This window comes from Serratia proteamaculans, assembly GCF_946227095.1.
GTDB classification, from domain to species: domain Bacteria; phylum Pseudomonadota; class Gammaproteobacteria; order Enterobacterales; family Enterobacteriaceae; genus Serratia; species Serratia proteamaculans_E.
This window is the reverse complement of record NZ_CAMISV010000010.1, coordinates 136452-155772: the sequence shown is the minus strand read 5'-3', so window position 1 is coordinate 155772 and position 19321 is coordinate 136452. Positions and strand designations below refer to the sequence as shown.

Here is a 19321-nt window from a genome sequence, read left to right as displayed (position 1 = left end):
AAGCGGGATCCTAAACAATGAGCAGATCACTTTCCATCGCACTGGCCCAGCTAAATCTGCTGGTCGGTGACATTGAAGGCAACACCGAACGCATGTTGCAAACCGTGCAAGAGCAGCAGAAGGCGGGAGCCGATCTGGTCATGTTCACCGAGTTGGCGCTCTCCGGCTATCCGCCGGAAGACCTGCTGTATCGCAACGATTTTTATCAGCGCTGTGACGCACAGTTGCACCGTTTGCAGCAGGCATCCGCCGAGGTCGCCATCCTGGTTGGCCACCCGTGGCGCGAAGGCGACAAGCTGTATAATGCGCTGTCGCTGTTCTCCGAAGGGCAGTTGCTGACGCGTTACTTCAAGCAACAGTTGCCGAACTACGGCGTTTTCGATGAGAAACGCTACTTCGAGGCTGGTAAAGAAACCTGCGTGGTTGAGCTGAAAGGCTATCAATTGGGCCTGCTGATTTGCGAAGATCTGTGGTTCCCGGAACCGGTCGATGCCGCCAAGGCGGCCGGTGCCGAAATGATTTTGTCGATCAATGCCTCGCCGTATAACCGCGAAAAACCGTATATCCGCAAGACGCTGATGGCCGGCCATTGCCAACGTACTCATCTGCCGCTGGTGTATCTGAACCAGATCGGCGGGCAGGATGAGCTGATTTTCGACGGCTGCTCGAAGGTATTCGACGCGGCCGGTAACATGACCCACCGCCTGACGGCGTTTGCCGAGCAGGTGACCCTGCTTGAGCTCAATGAGCTGGAGGTGGTGCCGATGACCGCACCGGCCGCCGAGCTGCCGCAGTTGGCGCAGGTGTACGAAGCCCTGGTGTTGGCGGTGCGTGATTACGTGACCAAAAACGGCTTTAAGGGCGCGGTGCTGGGGCTGTCCGGCGGTATCGATTCGGCGCTGACGTTGGCGATTGCCGTCGATGCATTGGGCAAAGACAAAGTGCAGGCGCTGATGATGCCGTTCCGCTACACCGCGGACATCAGCATCGCCGATGCGAAGGAAGAAGCGGAAATCCTCGGCATTGAATTCGACATCGTCTCCATTGAACCTATGTTCGATGCCTTTATGGGCCAGCTGACGCCAATGTTTGCCGGTACCGAACGCGACACCACCGAAGAAAACCTGCAGGCGCGCTGCCGTGGCGTGGTGTTGATGGCGCTGTCCAACAAACGCCGCAGCATCGTGTTGACCACCGGCAACAAAAGCGAGATGGCCGTAGGTTACGCCACGCTGTATGGTGATATGGCGGGTGGCTTCGACGTGCTGAAGGACGTACCGAAAACGCTGGTATTCAAGCTGTCCGAATACCGCAATACCGTTTCATACGTGATCCCGCAGCGGGTTATCGATCGTCCGCCGTCCGCCGAGCTGGCACCGGATCAGCTCGATCAGGACAGTCTGCCGCCGTACGACATTCTGGATGCGATTCTGGAAGGTTACGTCGAGCGCGATAAGTCGGTTGCCGATCTGGTGGCCGAAGGTTTCGACGAGGCGATCGTGCGTAAAGTTATCCGCCTGGTGGATATCAACGAATACAAACGGCGTCAGGCCGCTGTTGGGCCGCGCATCACCGCCCGCAATTTCGGCAAAGACCGCCGCTACCCAATCACATCCGGCTTTGGCCGCAAAAATTGGTAAAGGAAACAAGATGAAAAAGATCGACGCTATTATCAAGCCGTTCAAACTGGATGATGTCCGTGAAGCGCTGGCTGAGGTTGGCATTACCGGGATGACTGTCACCGAAGTGAAAGGCTTTGGCCGCCAGAAGGGCCACACCGAGCTGTACCGTGGCGCGGAGTACATGGTCGATTTTCTGCCGAAGGTGAAAATTGAGATCGTGGTGGCCGACGATATCGTCGATACCTGCGTAGAGACCATCATGCAGACTGCACAAACCGGTAAAATCGGCGACGGCAAAATCTTTGTCTTCGACGTGGCGCGCGTAGTGCGCATCCGTACCGGTGAGCAGGACGAAGAAGCGATCTAATTTAACGTTTCTGGTCTGAAATCCCTGAGGGCGCAGCTCAATACTGCGCCCTTGTTGTTTCTGCCATTCCCCCCTTGAGCCCGCGGTTTTATTCTCCAGTCTCAGTCATTCCTGTGGTTAGCGTTCTAAAAAAGCGAAGGCCATCGCGTTTTAGATGGTTTTTTCGATCGCTTTCCGCACGGCATCTACACTCAACCCAACTGTTTTGATTGAGGTTGTTCCCTATGATGACGCTGCGCCAAATCCGCCATTTCATTGCCGTGGCGGAAACCGGGTCGATCTCCGCTGCCGCTCAGGCGGTGTTTGTTTCCCAGTCCTCACTGACGCTGGCCATTCAGCAGTTGGAAACCGACATCGGTGTGCGGCTGTTTGATCGCCACGCCAAGGGCATGAACCTGACGCACCAGGGCCACCAGTTTCTGCGCCAGTCTTATCTGATCCTCGCGACGGTGGATAACGCCAAGCGCAGCCTGCAATTGGGGACCGAAAGCCTGACCGGCAAGCTGACCATCGGCGTGACCAGCCTGGTGGCAGGGTACTTTTTGGTCGAGCTGTTGAAGCGATTTAAATCGGCTTACCCCAACGTCACCCTTCAGGTGATTGAAGATGAACGCCCTTATATTGAGCATCTGCTGGTGAGCGGGGAAATCGATATCGGCGTGCTGATCCTGTCGAATATCGAAGACCGCGACGCGTTGCAGACCGAAGTGCTGATGCACTCGCCTTATCGCCTGTGGCTGCCGCCGCTGCATCCGTTGCTGGATCATGAAAGTATTGGTCTGGCGGACGTAGCGAAGCTGCCGTTGATCCAGCTTAACGCCGATGAAATGGACGTCCATGCGCGGCGCATTTGGGCACGCGCCGGAGTGAAACCGGAGATTGCCATGAAAACCGCGTCGACGGAGGCGGTGCGCAGCCTGGTAGCTGCGGGCATGGGGGTCTCGATCCTGCCGGACATGGCCTACCGCGCCTGGTCGCTGGAAGGCAACATGATTGAGGCGCGTAAGCTGGTGGATCTGCTGGAGCCGCTGGACATCGGTCTGGCCTGGCGACGCGGCAGTGCGCGGCCGGAACTGGTCACGCCGTTTCTTACCATTGCGCGTGAGAACGGCAATATGCACGCTGCTGGGCTCAAGCATTCGATTTAATCGAACGCGGCGTTCAGTATTTAGAATTTGTTGGCTGCCCGAGGCTCGCTTAGTCTGATTGAAACTAACTTATTCACATTTAGTTAACGTTTTGGTCACTTAGAGGCGATACGCGATGGCAGATGTGCACCTCCTTTCAGGTTTATCCTGTCAGCAATTCATTAACGGTCAGTCGGTCGAAGGCGAAGGCCAGCAAGAGTGCATCGTTAATCCAGCCAATGGCGAAACGCTGGTTTCCATCACCGAAGCCTCATCGGCACAGGTTGGCAGTGCAGTCAAAGCGGCACAGCAGGCTTTCGGCCACTGGTCGCGTACCACGCCGGCCTACCGTGCTGCTATCCTGCTGCGCATTGCCGACGCCATCGAGCGGCAGGCCGGGCGTCTGGCCGGTCTGGAGGCGCTCAACTGCGGCAAACCCTTGCATCAGGCGCTCAATGACGATCTGCCGGCTGCCGTCGATGTGTTCCGGTTCTTTGCCGGTGCGGTGCGCACCCAGCAGGGACAACTGGCCGGTGAATATATTGAAGGCCACACTTCGATGATCCGCCGCGACCCGATCGGCGTGGTGGCCTCGATTGCGCCGTGGAACTACCCACTGATGATGGCGGCGTGGAAGATCGCGCCGGCGCTGGCGGCGGGTAACACCGTGGTATTCAAACCTTCCGAACATACTCCGCTGACCATTCTGGCGCTGGTGCCTGCGTTGCAGGACATCCTGCCACCGGGCGTGCTGAATATCATTTATGGCGGCGGGGAAGGGGTCGGCAGCCATCTGGTCGGTCATCCTCAGGTACGGTTGGTCTCGGTCACCGGCGACATCGTCACCGGGCAAAAAATTCTGCAGGCCGCGGCGAAAAGCGTCAAACGTACCCACCTGGAGCTGGGCGGCAAGGCACCGGTGATTGTCTGCGACGACGCCGACCTGGATGAAGTGGTCAACAGCATCCGCACCTACGGCTACTACAACGCCGGCCAAGACTGCACCGCCGCCTGCCGCATCTACGCGCAGGCGGGGATCTATCCCAAGCTGGTGGAGGCGCTGGGCGAGGCGGTTGCCAGCCTGCGTTTTGCCCGCAAACGCGATGAAGATAACGAAATCGGCCCGCTGATCAGCAGCCGCCAACGCGATCGCGTCGCCAGCTTTGTCGAGCGGGCGCTCAGCCAGCCACATATTGAACTGATCACCGGCGCCGCCGCGCATTCCGGCCCTGGCTTCTACTACCAACCCACGCTGCTGGCCGGCTGCCTGCAAAGTGACGAAATCGTCCAGCGCGAAGTGTTCGGCCCGGTGGTGAGCGTCACCCGCTTCGAACATCTGGAGCAGGCGGTCAACTGGGCAAACGATTCCGAATACGGCCTGGCCTCGTCGGTCTGGACGCAGAATATCGATCGGGCGCTGCATATTGCCGCACATCTGCAATACGGCAGCACCTGGATCAATACCCATTTCACCCTGGCGAGTGAGATGCCGCACGGGGGCCTGAAACGCTCCGGCTACGGCAAAGATCTATCCAGTGATTCACTGCAGGACTACAGCGTGGTCAGGCACGTAATGGCGAAGTTTAAAGCCACATTCTAATGAAATTAGGGCGGCAGCCGTTCCCTGCCGCACACAGATACGCAACACAGGGGTAATTACGATGGGAAAAACTACCGCAGTCACCACCACAGTTTCCGCACTCTGTTTCACCGTGCTTTGCGGCCTGGCCCAGGCGGCCGACTTGCCGCAGGCGCTGGGTAAAGGCGAAGGGCGACTGGATATCATTGCCTGGCCCGGCTACATCGAACGTGGTCAGTCTGATAAAAACTATGACTGGGTCAGCCAGTTCGAAAAACAAACCAGCTGTGCGGTGAATGTGAAAACCGCCGCCACCTCCGATGAAATGGTCAGCCTGATGGCCAAGGGCGGCTATGATCTGGTCACCGCTTCCGGCGATGCCTCGTTACGCCTGATCTTCGGTAAGCGGGTGCAGCCGATCAACCCTGCGCTGATCCCCAACTGGAAAAATATCGACCCGCGCTTGCTGAACGGCGCCTGGTATACCGTAGACGGCAAAACCTACGGCACGCCCTATCAGTGGGGGCCAAACCTGCTGATGTACAACACCAAAACCTTCCCGACGCCGCCAGACAGCTGGGCAGTAGTGTTCCAGCAACAGAACCTGCCGGACGGCAAGACCAATCAGGGCCGGGTGCAAGCCTACGATGGGCCGATTTACATCGCCGATGCGGCGCTGTTCCTGAAGGCTACGCAGCCGCAGCTTGGCATCAGCGACCCGTACCAGTTGAACGAAGAGCAATATCAGGCGGCATTGAAGATATTGCGCACCCAGCATGCGTTGATCCACCGCTACTGGCATGACACCTCGGTACAGATGAGTGATTTCAAAAACGAAGGCGTCGTGGCCTCCAGCGCCTGGCCGTATCAGGCCAATGCCCTGAAAGGGGAAGGCCAGCCGATTGGCACCGTGTTCCCGAAAGAGGGGGTTACCGGCTGGGCGGACACCACCATGCTGCACGCCGATGCCAAACACCCGAACTGTGCTTATCTGTGGATGAACTGGTCGCTGGAGCCAAAAGTGCAGGGCGACGTTGCCGCCTGGTTTGGTTCGGTACCGGCGTCTCCGGCAGGCTGCAAGGCCAGTACGCTGTTGGGTGACAAGGGTTGTGAAACCAACGGCTTCAACCAGTTCGACAAGATTGCCTTCTGGAAAACGCCGCAGGCGCAGGGCGGCAAGTTCGTGCCGTACAGCCGCTGGACTCAGGACTATATCGCCATCATGGGCGGTCGGTAACCCGCGGAGGGCGTAGCTTGCTACGCCCGATGAATGCTTATCAGGAGCGCAGATCATGACCATTGCCGTGCAATTTATCGATGTTTCACGGAGCTTCGGCGACGTTCGCGCCGTGGACCGGGTTTCTATCGAAATACAAGATGGGGAATTCTTCTCCATGCTCGGGCCTTCTGGCTCGGGCAAAACCACCTGCCTGCGACTGATCGCCGGCTTTGAACAACTCAGCGCCGGTTCGATCCGTATTCACGGCCAGGAAGCGGCCAATTTGCCGCCGTATCAGCGTGACGTGAATACCGTTTTCCAGGATTACGCACTGTTCCCGCACATGTCGGTGCTGGAAAACGTGGCCTACGGACTGATGGTGAAAGGTGTCGCCAAGCGTGAGCGGCTGGCTCGGGCCCAGGAGGCGCTGGACAGTGTGGCGCTGGGGTTCGTCGCCGAACGTAAACCGGCGCACCTTTCCGGTGGTCAGCGGCAGCGTGTGGCACTGGCCCGCGCGCTGGTTAACCGACCACGGGTGCTGTTGCTGGATGAGCCACTGGGCGCACTGGATCTCAAGCTGCGTGAACAGATGCAGGGCGAACTGAAAAAGCTGCAGCGCCAGTTAGGGATCACCTTTATTTTCGTCACTCACGATCAGAGCGAAGCACTGTCGATGTCGGATCGGGTGGCGGTGTTCAATAACGGGCGTATCGAGCAGGTGGACGCGCCACGTGAGCTGTACATGCGGCCGAAAACGCCGTTCGTCGCCGAATTTGTCGGGACTTCCAACGTGGTGCGCAGCGAGCTGGCGCAGCGCTTGCTCGGCCAGACCGCCACCTTCTCTATCCGCCCCGAACATATTCGCCTGGTGGATATGAACGGTGCCGCACAGGGCGAAATTCAGGTGCAGGGCACGCTGCAAGAGATCCATTATCAGGGTGCAGCGACGCGTTATGAAATTGCGCTGAGCAGCGGTGAAAAACTGCTGGTCAGCGAGGCGAATCCTCAGTGGCACGCCGCCGGACAGCAGCATTTGATCGGTCAGCCGGTCACCGCCTGCTGGTCACGTGAGGCGATGGTACCGCTGCTGGAGGAGAGGTGAGATGGAGATGAGCATCGACTATCCCGCGCCGCGCCGCGGTACCTTGCGCGCCCTGTCGACCTTTCTCTACCGCCGGCCGACGCTGTACCTGCTGCTGTTACTGGTGCCGCCGCTGTTGTGGTTCGGCGCGGTGTACCTCGGCTCATTATTGACACTGCTGTGGCAGGGGTTCTATACCTTCGACGATTTCACCATGACGGTGACGCCGGATCTGACCTTCGATAACCTGCGGGCGCTGTTTAACCCGGCCAACTACGACATCATCCTGCGCACGTTGACGATGGCGGTGCTGGTGTCACTGGCCAGTGCGGTGCTGGCGTTCCCGATTGCCTATTACATGGCGCGTTACACCAGCGGCCGCGTCAAAGCGTTCTTTTATATCGCGGTGATGATGCCGATGTGGGCCAGCTATATCGTCAAGGCCTATGCCTGGACGCTGCTGCTGGCGAAGGATGGCGTGGCGCAGTGGTTCCTGCAGCATCTGGGGCTGGAGCCGGTGCTGACGGCGATCCTGACCGTGCCGGGTGTCGGCGGCAATACCCTGTCGACCTCCGGGCTGGGGCGTTTTCTGGTGTTTGTCTATATCTGGCTGCCGTTCATGATCCTGCCGATCCAGGCGGCGCTGGAACGTCTGCCACCTTCGTTGCTGCACGCTTCGGCAGATCTGGGCGCACGCCCGTCGCAGACTTTCCGTTACGTGATCCTGCCGCTGGCGGTGCCAGGCATTGCCGCCGGGTCGATCTTCACCTTCTCACTGACGCTGGGGGACTTTATTGTGCCGCAGCTGGTGGGGCCGCCGGGCTATTTCATCGGCAGCATGGTGTACGCCCAGCAAGGGGCGATCGGCAATATGCCGATGGCAGCAGCCTTTACCCTGGTGCCGATTGTGTTGATCGCGATTTATCTTTCCATTGTGAAACGTCTGGGGGCCTTCGATGCACTCTGAGCGCGCGCCATTAGGGCTGAAACTGGCCGCCTGGGGCGGTCTGATTTTCCTGCATTTCCCGCTGGCGATTATCGCCATCTACGCCTTCAACACCGAGGACGCGGCGTTCAGCTTCCCGCCGAAGGGCTTCACGCTGCATTGGTTTAGCGTGGCTGCCGGTCGGCAGGACATTATCGATGCGATGCTGCTTTCTGCACAGATTGCCGCGCTGGCGACGGCGGTGGCGCTGGTGCTGGGCACCCTGGCGGCGGCGGCGCTGTACCGACGTGATTTCTTCGGTAAAGACAGCATTTCACTGTTGCTGCTGTTACCGATCGCGCTACCGGGCATTGTTACCGGTCTGGCGCTGCTGGCGGCGTTCAAGGCGCTGAATATCGAACCGGGGGTGCTGACCATCGTGATTGGCCATGCCACCTTCTGCGTGGTGATCGTGTTTAACAACGTCATCGCTCGTTTCCGCCGGACTTCCCATAGCCTGATCGAGGCGTCAATGGATCTCGGCGCCGACGGCTGGCAAACCTTCCGCTACGTGATGCTACCCAACCTAGGTTCGGCATTGCTGGCCGGGGGCATGCTGGCATTCGCCTTGTCATTTGATGAAATCATCGTCACCACCTTTACCGCCGGACATGAGCGCACGCTGCCGCTGTGGTTGCTGAACCAGCTTGGCCGTCCGCGCGATGTGCCGATCACCAACGTGGTGGCGCTGTCGGTGATGTTGCTGACCATGTTCCCGATTTTGGGGGCCTATTACCTGACCAAGGGCGGCGAAAGCGTCGCCGGCAGCGGCAAATAACCTCTGACCCTAATGCGTACCAGACATCTTATAAAAGGATAACCCTATGCAAAGCCAACTGTTGATTAACGGCCAACTGGTTACCGGCCAGGGCGAGTTGTTGCCGGTGTATAACCCGGCAACCGGAGAGGTGGTGGTACAGGTGGCTGAAGCCAGTGCAGAGCAGGTCGATCAGGCCGTGCTGGCGGCCGACGCCGCATTTGTACACTGGGGGCAGACCACGCCGAAAGAACGTGCTGAACACCTGCTGAAGCTGGCGGATCTGATCGACAGCCATGCGGAAACCCTGGCCCGCCTGGAATCGATCAACTGTGGTAAACCCTACCACTGCGTGCTGAATGACGAACTGCCGGGCGTGGCTGATGTCTTCCGCTTCTTCGCCGGGGCCAGTCGTTGCCTGAGCGGGCTGGCGGCCGGTGAGTATCTGGCTGGACACACGTCGATGATCCGCCGCGATCCGCTGGGCGTAGTCGCCTCGATCGCCCCCTGGAACTACCCATTGATGATGGCGGCGTGGAAGCTGGCTCCGGCGCTGGCGGCAGGTAACTGCGTGGTGCTTAAGCCGTCGGAACAAACCCCGTTGACCACCTTCAAGCTGGCCGAGCTGGCCGCCGGTCTGTTCCCGCCGGGCGTGTTTAACGTGCTGTTTGGCCGCGGTGCCAGCGTCGGCGATCGCCTGACCGGCCATAACAAAGTGCGCATGGTGTCGCTGACCGGCTCAATCGCCACCGGCGAACACATTATTGGCCATACCGCATCCGGCATTAAGCGCACCCATATGGAGCTGGGGGGCAAGGCGCCGGTGCTGGTGTTTGACGACGCCGACCTGCAGCAGGTGGTGGAGGGGATCCGCAGCTTTGGTTTCTACAACGCCGGTCAGGACTGTACCGCCGCCTGCCGTATTTATGCGCAGAAGGGGATCTATCCGCAGTTGGTGAAAGCATTGGGTGAGGCCATCGGTAGCCTGAAGATCGGCCCGCCGGAAGATCAAAGTAGCGAACTGGGCCCATTGATAACCGCTCAGCATCTGGAGCGGGTGGTGGGTTTTGTCGAACGGGCCAAGGCCTTGCCGCACGTGCAGGTGGTGACCGGTGGTGACAGGGTTAACGGCCCTGGCTACTATTTCCAGCCGACGCTGCTGGCGGGGGCTCGGCAGGAAGATGAAATCGTCCAGCGTGAAGTGTTCGGCCCGGTGGTGACCGTTACGCCGTTCGACGACGAAGCGCAGGTACTGGCCTGGGCCAACGAGTCTGACTACGGGCTGGCGTCTTCCCTGTGGACCCGCGACGTGGGCCGGGCACACCGTCTGAGCGCCCGTTTGCAGTATGGTTGTACCTGGGTGAATACCCATTTCATGTTGGTCAGCGAGATGCCGCACGGTGGCCAAAAGCTGTCCGGTTACGGCAAGGATATGTCGATGTATGGCCTGGAAGATTACACCGCAATCCGCCACGTGATGTTTAAACATTGATTCATCAGGTTTTATCTGCAAAATAACGCGGCTTTTAAGCAGGCTGGTACTTGCTTGATAATAATATTCCCCTATGAATTTCAAGTTACAGCTAGGCGGCCAGCTTGCTCATCCCCAGGAGCTTACTTAAGTAAGTGACTGGGGTGAGCAAGTGCAGGTAACAACGCTGTAGCTTGAAATACGACGGGGATAAAAACTGAAGGAAGCCAATTATGGGTATCACCAGACGCGATTTTCTTAATGGGGTAGCGATCACCATCGCCGCCGGGTTAACGCCGATGCAGATCCTGCGCGCATCGCCGCAAACCGCCAATCAAACCCTCTATTACCCACCGACGCTGACCGGGCTGCGGGGCAACCATCCCGGTTCGTTTGAGCATGCGCATCAACTGGGACGTGACGGCAAGGCCTTCGATTTTGCCAGCATCCCAGCCACGGAAGAGTTCGATCTGGTGGTGGTTGGTGCCGGTATCAGTGGGCTGGCGGCCGCCTGTTTCTGGCAGCAAATGAAGGGGCCGCAGCAGCGTATTTTGCTGATCGATAATCATGACGACTTTGGTGGTCACGCCAAGCGTAATGAGTTCAGCAGCGAGAACGGCACCATCCTCGGCTACGGTGGCAGCGAGTCGCTGCAGTCGCCGCGATCCAACTTCAGTCCGGTGGCGATGGGGCTGCTGCAAAAGCTGGGCGTCAGCATCGACAACCTGGAAAAGGCTTTCGATAAAACCTTCTACCCGGATCTGAACCTGAGCCGTGGCGTCTATTTCGATCGCAAAAACTTCGGCGTCGACAAAGTGGTGAACGGGGATCCGGGCCGCATGGTGGCGGACGATATCCCCCATGACCGCCTCAACGGCCGTTCCTACGAAGCCTTTATCGGTGATTTCCCACTGCCGGAGAGCGATCGTCAGGCGCTGATTTTGCTACACACCGTGGATAAAGATTATCTGCCGGAGATGAACCAGGAACAAAAAAGCGAATGGCTCGACAAACACAGCTATACCGAGTTCCTGCGTGACAAGGTTGGCCTGAGCGAAATGGCAATCCGCTATTTCCAACAAACCACCAGTGATTTCCAGGCGGTGGGTATCGACGCCACCTCTTGCAGCGATGCGCGCATCTGCGATCTGCCTGGCCTGAACGGCATGAACCTGCCGCCACTGGATGAGGAGTCGCAGGCAGATCTCGACGATCCTTACGTATTCCACTTCCCGGACGGCAACGCTACGTTGACGCGTTTAATGGTGCGCCATCTGATCCCGGCAGTCTCACCGGGCGGCAAAGACATGAATGACATCGTGCTGGCGAAGTTCGACTACAGCCAGCTCGAGCGAGCGGAGTCACCGGTAAAACTGCGGTTGAACAGCACCGGGCTACACGCGGCCAACGTCGGTGACAAGGTCGAGGTGACCTATATGACCGGCGAGAAGATGACCAAGGTGCGTGCCGGACAGGTTGTGATGGCCGGGTACAACATGATGATCCCGTATCTGGTGCCGGAAATGTCAGCTGAGCAGCAACAGGCGCTGAAACAGAACGTCAAGTCGCCGCTGGTGTACAGCAAAGTAGTGATCCGCAACTGGCAGTCGTTTATCAAACTGGGCGTGCATGAAGTTTACTCGCCGACGGCGCCTTATTGCCGCGTGAAGCTGGATTACCCGGTGAGCATGGGCGGCTATCAGCACCCGCGGGATCCGAACCAGCCGATTGGCCTGCACATGGTGTATGTACCGACGCTGGCGGGCAGCGGGCTGAGCCCGCGTGAACAGTCGCGCAAAGGTCGCGCCTTGCTGTTGGGGACGCCGTTTGAAGTGCATGAGCAGATGATCCGTGAACAGCTGCAGGGCATGCTCGGCTCTGCCGGTTTCGATCATCAGCGAGATATAGAGGCAATCACCGTTAACCGCTGGTCGCACGGCTATTCTTACTTCCTCAACGGGCTGTTTGACGATGAGGACGAGGCGAAGAAAATCATAGAGACGGCACGCCAGCCGATCGGCAAAATTGTGATTGCCAACTCGGATTCAGACTGGAGCCCGTACGCCAACTCGGCGATCGACCAGGCATGGCGCGCGGTAAATGAACTGGCCTTCGGCCATGTTGCCGCCAAGGAGGGAGCATGAGCATGCGTTCACTGTATTTACTGACCTTACTGGCAGTTGGCGGTTCGGCCCAGGCGATGTCGGCCGGGGAATACGTGGCCAAGGCCGGTGACTGCACCGCCTGCCATACCGCACCGGGCGGCGCTCTGTTTGCCGGTGGTATGAAGTTCCCGACCCCGTTGGGCACTATTTACGCTACCAATATTACGCCGGACCAGCAGCAGGGCATCGGGGCTTATTCTTTTGAAGAGTTTGACCGTGCGATGCGCCAGGGGATCGCCAAAGATGGCCATCGGCTGTATCCGGCGATGCCTTACACCTCTTACGCCAAAATGAATGCGGAAGATATGCGTGCGCTGTACGACTATCTGATGAAGGAAGTCCCGGCGCAGAATACCGCTAACCGTGCCAGTGATATCAGTTGGCCACTGTCGATGCGTTGGCCGTTGGCAATATGGAACCAGCTGTTCCATGAGGATACGCCATACCAGCCGGACAACAGCCAGAGCACCGAGTGGAACCGCGGGGCTTACCTGGTGCAAGGGGCGGGGCACTGCGGCAGTTGCCACACGCCGCGCGGTTGGGCGATGCAGGAGAAAGGATTGGACAGTAAAGAGCCGACCTTCCTGAGCGGCGCCGAACTGGATGGGTGGTACGCTTCCGGGTTACGCGGGCTGCAACAGGACGAGGTCGTGGCCTTGCTGAAAACCGGACGTAGCCAACATGCGGCGGTCGCAGGGCCGATGGGTGAGGTGGTTAGCCACAGTACGCAATATCTGACCGATGGCGATCTGAACGCCATTGCGACCTATCTGCACAGCCTGGCGGCGGAAAAACCGCAGGCGGAGAAAGCCGTGGCAATGACCAACGGCAATTCGCAGGTAGGGCAAGCCACCTATGCCATGTACTGCTCAACCTGCCATGGCAATAAGGGCGAGGGCAGCGACAACACCATTCCGGCACTGGCGGGTAACGCAACGGTCACGGCGGAAAACCCGCTAACTGCGCTGCGCGTGGTATTGGAAGGAGCGCATACGCCAATCACCCAACATGCCACGGCGATCGCCATGCCGGGTTACGCCTGGACGTTGAACGACCAACAGGCTGCCGATCTGATGAGTTATTTACGGGGAAGCTGGGGCAACCAGGCGGCACCGGTTACGGCGCAGCAGGTTCAAGAGACACGCAAGCTGGCGGAGAAATAACAGAAGGGCGCGGGTTGAGCTGTTTATTAGATAGAGATACTCGGGCCTAGCGCACCGAGGGGCCGTTATGGGACACGTCCGTGTGTCCCACCCTACGGGCCGACTGGAAGTCGTTCCAATTTGCTCCCGGCAAATTGGTCGGCGGGCAAGCTGCTACGACCCCTTCGGCACGCTCTCCCTAATAACGAGCATTATCAGCCATCTGAGGGCGCGGCAACATGCCGCGCCCCTTTCAATTACATCACCTTATGCGGGCCGAAGCATTCGTAGTGGATGCGTTCGGCTTCTACACCCATCTCCAGCAACTGCTTGCCCACATGCTGCATAAACGGCACCGGCCCACAGAAGTAGTAATGCATCTGCGGCGTGCTGAGCGTTTCGCGCAGGGCACTGAGGTTCATCAGGCCACGGCTCTGGTAGTCACGGCCTTCCACATCATTGACGCCCGGTTGGTTGTACCAGACGTGACGACTCAGGTTTGGCATACGGTCGGCGATGTTTGCCACTTCATCGGCAAAGGCGTGAACGCTGCCGTTTTCCGCTGCGTGCAGCCAGTGTACGTCCGCAGGGTGCTGGTTATCGTGCAGAGTATTGAGCATGCCGAGCATTGGCGTTTGGCCGACACCGGCGGAGATCAGCGCCACCGGGGTTTCCGGCTGTGCTTCGAGGAAGAAATCCCCGTGCGGCGGAGCGAGATAAATCACGTCGCCTTCTTTGGCTTGCTGATGCAGGAAGTTCGATACCTTGCCCTGATCTTCACGTTTTACCGCAATGCGATAGTACTCACCATTCGGTGAGGTGGTCAGTGAGTATTGGCGAATTTCCTGGTTTTCCATGCTGTCGTGCTTGATGTAGACCGCCAGGTATTGACCCGGTTTGAAGTCGATCACCTTGCCACCGTCAACCGGTGCCAACACGAAGCTGCAAATCACCTCGCTCTGTGGCTGTTTTTTGACGATGCGGAATGCGCGCAGGTTACGCCAGCCGCCGTCGGCCGTTTCACTGGCCTGATAAATCTGGCCTTCGCGCTGGATAAATACATCTGCCAATACGCCGTAAGCTTTGCCCCAGGCATCCAGCACTTCCTGGCCTGGGCTGAACATTTCATCCAGGGTTGCCAGCAGATGACCACCGACAATTTGATATTGGTCCGGCCGAATATTCAGGCTGGTGTGCTTCTGAGCAATACGCTCTACCGCTGGCAGCAGCGTCGCCAGGTTTTCGATATTCGCCGCATAGGCACAGATCGCATCAAACAACGCCTGACGCTGATCGCCATTGCGCTGGTTGTTCATGTTGAACACATCTTTTAACTCAGGATTGTGCTCGAACATGCGATCGTAGAAATGGGCGGTCAGTTTCGGCCCGGTAGCGGCCAGCAGGGGAATGGTAGATTTTACGGTGGCGATGGTTTGGCTATCCAGCATGGTAGCGCTCCTTGGTCGATCATTATTGGAATATTGTAATGATGCATTTAAAATGCATCTTTAAGTTTTGACGCATCCTAACGGTTTCTGCCCTGGCTGTAAATACCCCTGTTTTTGTTGCGGGGTCGTTAAGCGGCGATCTCGCTCACAGAACATGAAAAAACCGCATGCTCGGTATGAGTAAAAGTCCGTTGTCGAATGGGGTGATTTATCGGATCAAAGCCTTGCTGCGCCTAATGCCAATCGTTTGCGTAAAAACCTCTGTCAAGGCCTATCCTCAGTAGGGCGAAACAGTTTACACTGTGGGCCAGAACCCAACCGGGTAGTTATTTGGTGATTTTTTAGTTAGCCGATTTAAGTCAGGAGAAGCCGGATGTTAAAGCGTGAAATGAACATTGCTGATTACGATGCCGAACTGTGGCGTGCAATGGAGCAAGAAGTGGTGCGTCAGGAAGAGCACATTGAGCTGATTGCATCTGAGAACTACACCAGCCCGCGCGTAATGCAGGCTCAGGGTTCCCAGTTGACCAACAAATACGCTGAAGGTTATCCGGGCAAGCGTTATTACGGCGGCTGCGAATATGTGGATATCGTTGAGCAACTGGCGATCGACCGTGCCAAAGAGCTGTTCGGTGCTGATTACGCCAACGTACAGCCACACTCCGGTTCCCAGGCGAACTTTGCTGTTTATACCGCGCTGCTGCAGCCGGGCGACACCATTCTGGGGATGAACCTGGCGCACGGCGGCCACCTGACCCACGGTTCTCCGGTTAACCTGTCCGGCAAACTGTATAACGTGGTGCCTTACGGCATCGACGAAAAAGGTCAAATCGACTACGAAGATCTGGCTAAACAGGCGCAGACTCATAAACCAAAAATGATCATCGGCGGCTTCTCTGCCTTCTCCGGTATCGTTGATTGGGCAAAAATGCGTGAAATCGCCGACAGCATCGGCGCCTACCTGTTCGTTGACATGGCGCACGTTGCGGGCCTGATTGCCGCTGGCGTTTATCCGAACCCGGTCCCTCACGCGCACATCGTCACCACCACCACCCACAAAACCCTGGCGGGTCCGCGCGGCGGCCTGATCCTGGCGAAAGGCGGTGATGAAGACCTGTATAAAAAGCTGAACTCCGCCGTGTTCCCGGGTGGCCAGGGCGGCCCGCTGATGCACGTGATCGCCGGTAAAGCGGTGGCGCTGAAAGAAGCGATGGAGCCTGAGTTCAAGATTTACCAGCAGCAAGTGGCCGATAACGCCAAAGCTATGGTGGAAGTGGTTCTGCAACGCGGCTACAAAGTGGTTTCCGGTGGCACCCATAACCACCTGTTCCTGCTGGACCTGGTTGACAAGAACCTGACCGGTAAAGAAGCTGATGCAGCCCTGGGCCGTGCCAACATCACCGTGAACAAAAACAGCGTACCAAACGATCCCAAGAGCCCGTTCGTCACCTCCGGTGTGCGTATCGGTACTCCAGCTGTGACTCGCCGCGGCTTTAAAGAAGCTGATGTGCGTGAACTGGCCGGCTGGATCTGCGACGTGTTGGACAACATCAATGATGAAGCCACCATCGAACGCACCAAGAAGAAAGTACTGGATATCTGCGCCCGCCTGCCGGTTTACGCATAATTCCGCTTTCTCGCTAAAAAACGCTCAGGCGTCATGCCGGTCACTTAGGTGACCGGTTTTTTTTACCTGCTGTCGACGGTGATAAATCCAACGTCGTATATATGTTTCCGTCATTAATATCAGTTATTAATATATTTAATAACAACAGGCTGTGATATTTATCGCCTTTTAATTAATTGCATTGTGTTGAGGGCGTGTTATGTGATGTGCGTCTATATGATTGTTATTTACTCTCATGGTATACCTTAATAAAGGACGATTATTATACTATGGAGTGTCGCATGACGCAGGTTATTCATTTTGTTCTCTCTTGTCTGTTAGTGACGGTAATGGCATTGATGGTGAGCCATAACCGAAAGCTAATTAAAGTCCGTTATATTATTCAGCTGCTGGTGATAGAGGTCTTACTCGCCTGGCTATTTCTCCGTTCTGATATTGGCACCGGCTTTACCGCACAGGTTTCCACAGTGTTCAACGGATTGATGCTGTTTGCCGGCGAAGGCACTGACTTCTTATTTGGCGGAATGCGAGCGCAAGGGTTGGCATTCTTCTTCCTCAATGTGTTATGCCCGATCATTTTTATTTCCGCATTGATCGGTATTATTCAGCATGTCAATCTATTGCCGATTATTATTCGGGTGGTTGGGACGGTATTATCCAAAGTCAACGGCATGGGCAAACTGGAGTCTTTTAATGCCGTCAGTGCATTATTGCTTGGGCAGTCGGAGAACTTTATCGTCTATAAAGATGTGTTGGGCAAGATGTCTGAAAACCGCATCTACACCATGGCGGCCACGGCGATGTCAACCGTCTCGGTGTTTATGGTCGGTGCCTATATCAATATGGTTGATGCCCGGTATGTCGTGGTGTCATTGATTCTGAATATGTTTAGCACATTTATCGTGCTGTCACTGATTAATCCCTATCGTGTCGATTTGGAAGAAGAAGTTCAGATGCAGGATCTGCATCGCGGACAAAGCCTCTTTGAAATGCTGGGCGAATATATTCTCGCCGGCTTTAAGGTAGCAGTAATCATTGCAGCGATGTTATTGGGGTTTATTGCCCTGATCGCCGCCATCAATGCGTTGTTTAGCGGCCTGTTTGGCATCAGCTTTCAGGGGTTACTGGGTTATCTGCTTTATCCTTTTGCCTGGGTGCTTGGCGTACCGGCTCATGAGGCGCAGCAGGTTGGCAGCATCATGGCGACCAAAATTGTCGCCAACGAGTTTGTCGCCATGACTGACCTGCAACAAATCAAAGCTGCGTTGTCGCCACGCGCTGAAGGGATCTTGTCGGTGTTCCTGATCTCCTTTGCCAACTTCACCTCGGTGGGCATTGTGGCGGGGGCGATTAAAGCGCTGAATGAGAAGCAGGGAAATGTGGTTTCCCGTTTCAGTCTGAAACTGCTGTATGGCTCAACGCTGGTGAGTTTCTTATCGGCGGCGGTAGCCGGGTTAGTTATTTAAAACGTCAGCTAGCCTGTTTCCAAGCCAGAAGTTATTTCTTTCCAACAGGGTTTAAAATCGACAGACATAATGAGGTATTACCATGAGGGTTTTGTTTATTGGTGAGTCATGGCATATTCACATGATCCACTCTAAAGGCTTTGACAGCTTTACATCGAGTAAATATGAAGAGGGCGCGGAGTATCTGTTGTCCTGTCTACGCGGCGCGGGGATGACTATCGATTATATGCCGGCACATACCGTGCAAACCGCCTTTCCGCAAACGTTGGACGAACTGCTAATTTATGATGCTGTCGTGATTAGCGATATCGGCAGCAATACCTTCTTATTGCAAAATAAAACTTTCTATAAAATGGAGATAACGACCAATGTCCTGTCATTGATAAAAGACTATCTCGCCATGGGGGGCGGAGCATTAATGATAGGCGGTTATCTTTCCTTTACCGGTATAGAGGCAAAGGCAAATTATAAAAACACCCTCCTTGCCGAAGTGTTGCCGGTTGAAATGTTAGACCACGACGATCGTATTGAATTACCGCAAGGCTGTAAACCGCTCACGCTGAGCCACAGTCATGAGATCACCCGTGATTTAAATGAATGGCCGCCTTTGCTGGGCTATAACAAATTCATTGCCAAACCTGGCAGCGAAACATTGGCCGAGATTAACGGCGATCCCCTGTTGGTGGTGGGTAAGTATCAACAGGGGCATGTTGCCTGTTTTGCCAGTGACTGTTCGCCACACTGGGGCGGGCCGCAATTTATGCAATGGGAAAACTATACCGCCTTCTGGTGCAATTTAATGAGCTCAATCAAAAGGAGAAATTGAAATGGATGACAAAACCAGGATTCAAGAAATGATTGCTGTTGCCTCCCGGGCAAGGGAGTTTTCCTATGCCCCTTATTCTAACTTTACCGTGGGCGCGGCATTAATGACCAAGAGTGGCAAGGTGTACAGCGGCTGTAATGTTGAATCCGTCTCTTATTCGCCAACGACCTGTGCGGAACGCGTTGCTATTCTGAAAGCCGTTTCTGAAGGCGAGCGCAGCTTTGAAATGATTGTGGTGATCGGTGGTCCCAGAGAGGGTGAAAGCAAGGCTAAAGGCTATTCCGGGCCATGCGGTGTGTGTCGTCAAATGATCTATGAGTTTGGCAAGGACACCAGGGTTATTATTGCCAACAGCCTGGATGAGTACTACGTACACGATATTTCGGAGCTTTTCCCCTTTGGGTTCGGGCCGGACCATTTATTGGGGTAGATCACCGAC

General features: G+C 56.4%; 16 protein-coding genes. 15 read left to right on the top strand and 1 reads right to left on the bottom strand.

Annotation, left to right across the window (positions count from 1 at the left end; all coding sequences use genetic code 11):
- The first annotated feature begins 17 nt into the window (after positions 1-17).
- The 11 genes from OC597_RS19425 to OC597_RS19375 all read left to right on the top strand — a co-directional run bounded on the left by OC597_RS19425 (position 18) and on the right by OC597_RS19375 (position 13536).
- The gene (locus OC597_RS19425) at positions 18-1640 is read left to right on the top strand and encodes an NAD+ synthase (protein ID WP_261258937.1); all 1623 of its coding nucleotides are present in this window, start codon (positions 18-20) and stop codon (positions 1638-1640) included.
- A gap of 10 nt (positions 1641-1650) precedes the next feature.
- Positions 1651-1989 carry a nitrogen regulatory protein P-II gene (gene glnB / locus OC597_RS19420; protein WP_004847623.1) on the top strand — a complete coding sequence of 113 codons (339 nt, stop codon included), beginning with the start codon at positions 1651-1653 and terminating at the stop codon, positions 1987-1989.
- Positions 1990-2213: 224 nt separating this feature from the next.
- Positions 2214-3137: a LysR substrate-binding domain-containing protein gene (locus OC597_RS19415; protein ID WP_085118317.1), complete on the top strand. Its 924-nt coding sequence runs from the start codon at positions 2214-2216 to the stop codon at positions 3135-3137.
- Between the two features lie 115 nt (positions 3138-3252).
- On the top strand, positions 3253-4716 hold the full coding sequence (locus OC597_RS19410) for a gamma-aminobutyraldehyde dehydrogenase (protein WP_261285931.1): 1464 nt from the start codon (positions 3253-3255) through the stop codon (positions 4714-4716).
- Positions 4717-4777: 61 nt separating this feature from the next.
- The gene (gene ydcS, locus OC597_RS19405; protein ID WP_085118314.1) at positions 4778-5932 is read left to right on the top strand and encodes a putative ABC transporter substrate-binding protein YdcS; all 1155 of its coding nucleotides are present in this window, start codon (positions 4778-4780) and stop codon (positions 5930-5932) included.
- Positions 5933-5987: 55 nt separating this feature from the next.
- Positions 5988-7016: an ABC transporter ATP-binding protein gene (locus OC597_RS19400; protein WP_262210078.1), complete on the top strand. Its 1029-nt coding sequence runs from the start codon at positions 5988-5990 to the stop codon at positions 7014-7016.
- A gap of 7 nt (positions 7017-7023) precedes the next feature.
- The gene (locus OC597_RS19395) at positions 7024-7962 is read left to right on the top strand and encodes an ABC transporter permease (protein ID WP_410071725.1); all 939 of its coding nucleotides are present in this window, start codon (positions 7024-7026) and stop codon (positions 7960-7962) included.
- Positions 7952-8758 carry an ABC transporter permease gene (locus tag OC597_RS19390; protein ID WP_085118310.1) on the top strand — a complete coding sequence of 269 codons (807 nt, stop codon included), beginning with the start codon at positions 7952-7954 and terminating at the stop codon, positions 8756-8758. The genes OC597_RS19395 and OC597_RS19390 overlap by 11 nt, the downstream gene beginning before the upstream one ends.
- Positions 8759-8804: 46 nt before the next feature.
- Entirely contained in the window at positions 8805-10229 is a 1425-nt protein-coding gene (patD, locus tag OC597_RS19385; protein ID WP_262210073.1) for an aminobutyraldehyde dehydrogenase, read from the top strand.
- A 212-nt stretch (positions 10230-10441) separates the two neighbouring features.
- A complete protein-coding gene (locus OC597_RS19380; RefSeq protein ID WP_262210072.1) occupies positions 10442-12352 on the top strand; it encodes an NAD(P)-binding protein in 1911 nt (636 codons plus the stop codon).
- Complete coding sequence (locus OC597_RS19375; protein ID WP_262210071.1) at positions 12349-13536, top strand: c-type cytochrome; 1188 nt, start codon at positions 12349-12351, stop codon at positions 13534-13536. Before OC597_RS19380 ends, OC597_RS19375 begins: the two co-directional genes overlap by 4 nt.
- A gap of 236 nt (positions 13537-13772) precedes the next feature.
- On the opposite strand, the gene hmpA is transcribed toward OC597_RS19375, so the two are convergent.
- Positions 13773-14963 (bottom strand): NO-inducible flavohemoprotein, encoded by a 1191-nt coding sequence (gene hmpA / locus OC597_RS19370; protein ID WP_262210069.1) that lies wholly within the window; start codon positions 14961-14963, stop codon positions 13773-13775.
- A gap of 373 nt (positions 14964-15336) precedes the next feature.
- Between hmpA and glyA the strand changes: the two genes are divergently transcribed.
- From glyA to cdd, 4 genes are all read left to right on the top strand, one after another.
- Positions 15337-16590, top strand: coding sequence for a serine hydroxymethyltransferase (glyA, locus tag OC597_RS19365; RefSeq protein ID WP_099062681.1), 1254 nt, complete (start codon positions 15337-15339; stop codon positions 16588-16590).
- Between the two features lie 281 nt (positions 16591-16871).
- Positions 16872-18056 (top strand): NupC/NupG family nucleoside CNT transporter, encoded by a 1185-nt coding sequence (locus tag OC597_RS19360; RefSeq protein WP_262210067.1) that lies wholly within the window; start codon positions 16872-16874, stop codon positions 18054-18056.
- Between the two features lie 82 nt (positions 18057-18138).
- The gene (locus OC597_RS19355; protein ID WP_262210065.1) at positions 18139-18882 is read left to right on the top strand and encodes a glutamine amidotransferase; all 744 of its coding nucleotides are present in this window, start codon (positions 18139-18141) and stop codon (positions 18880-18882) included.
- Between the two features lies 1 nt (position 18883).
- A complete protein-coding gene (gene cdd, locus OC597_RS19350; RefSeq protein WP_085118296.1) occupies positions 18884-19312 on the top strand; it encodes a cytidine deaminase in 429 nt (142 codons plus the stop codon).
- The last annotated feature ends 9 nt before the right edge of the window (positions 19313-19321 follow it).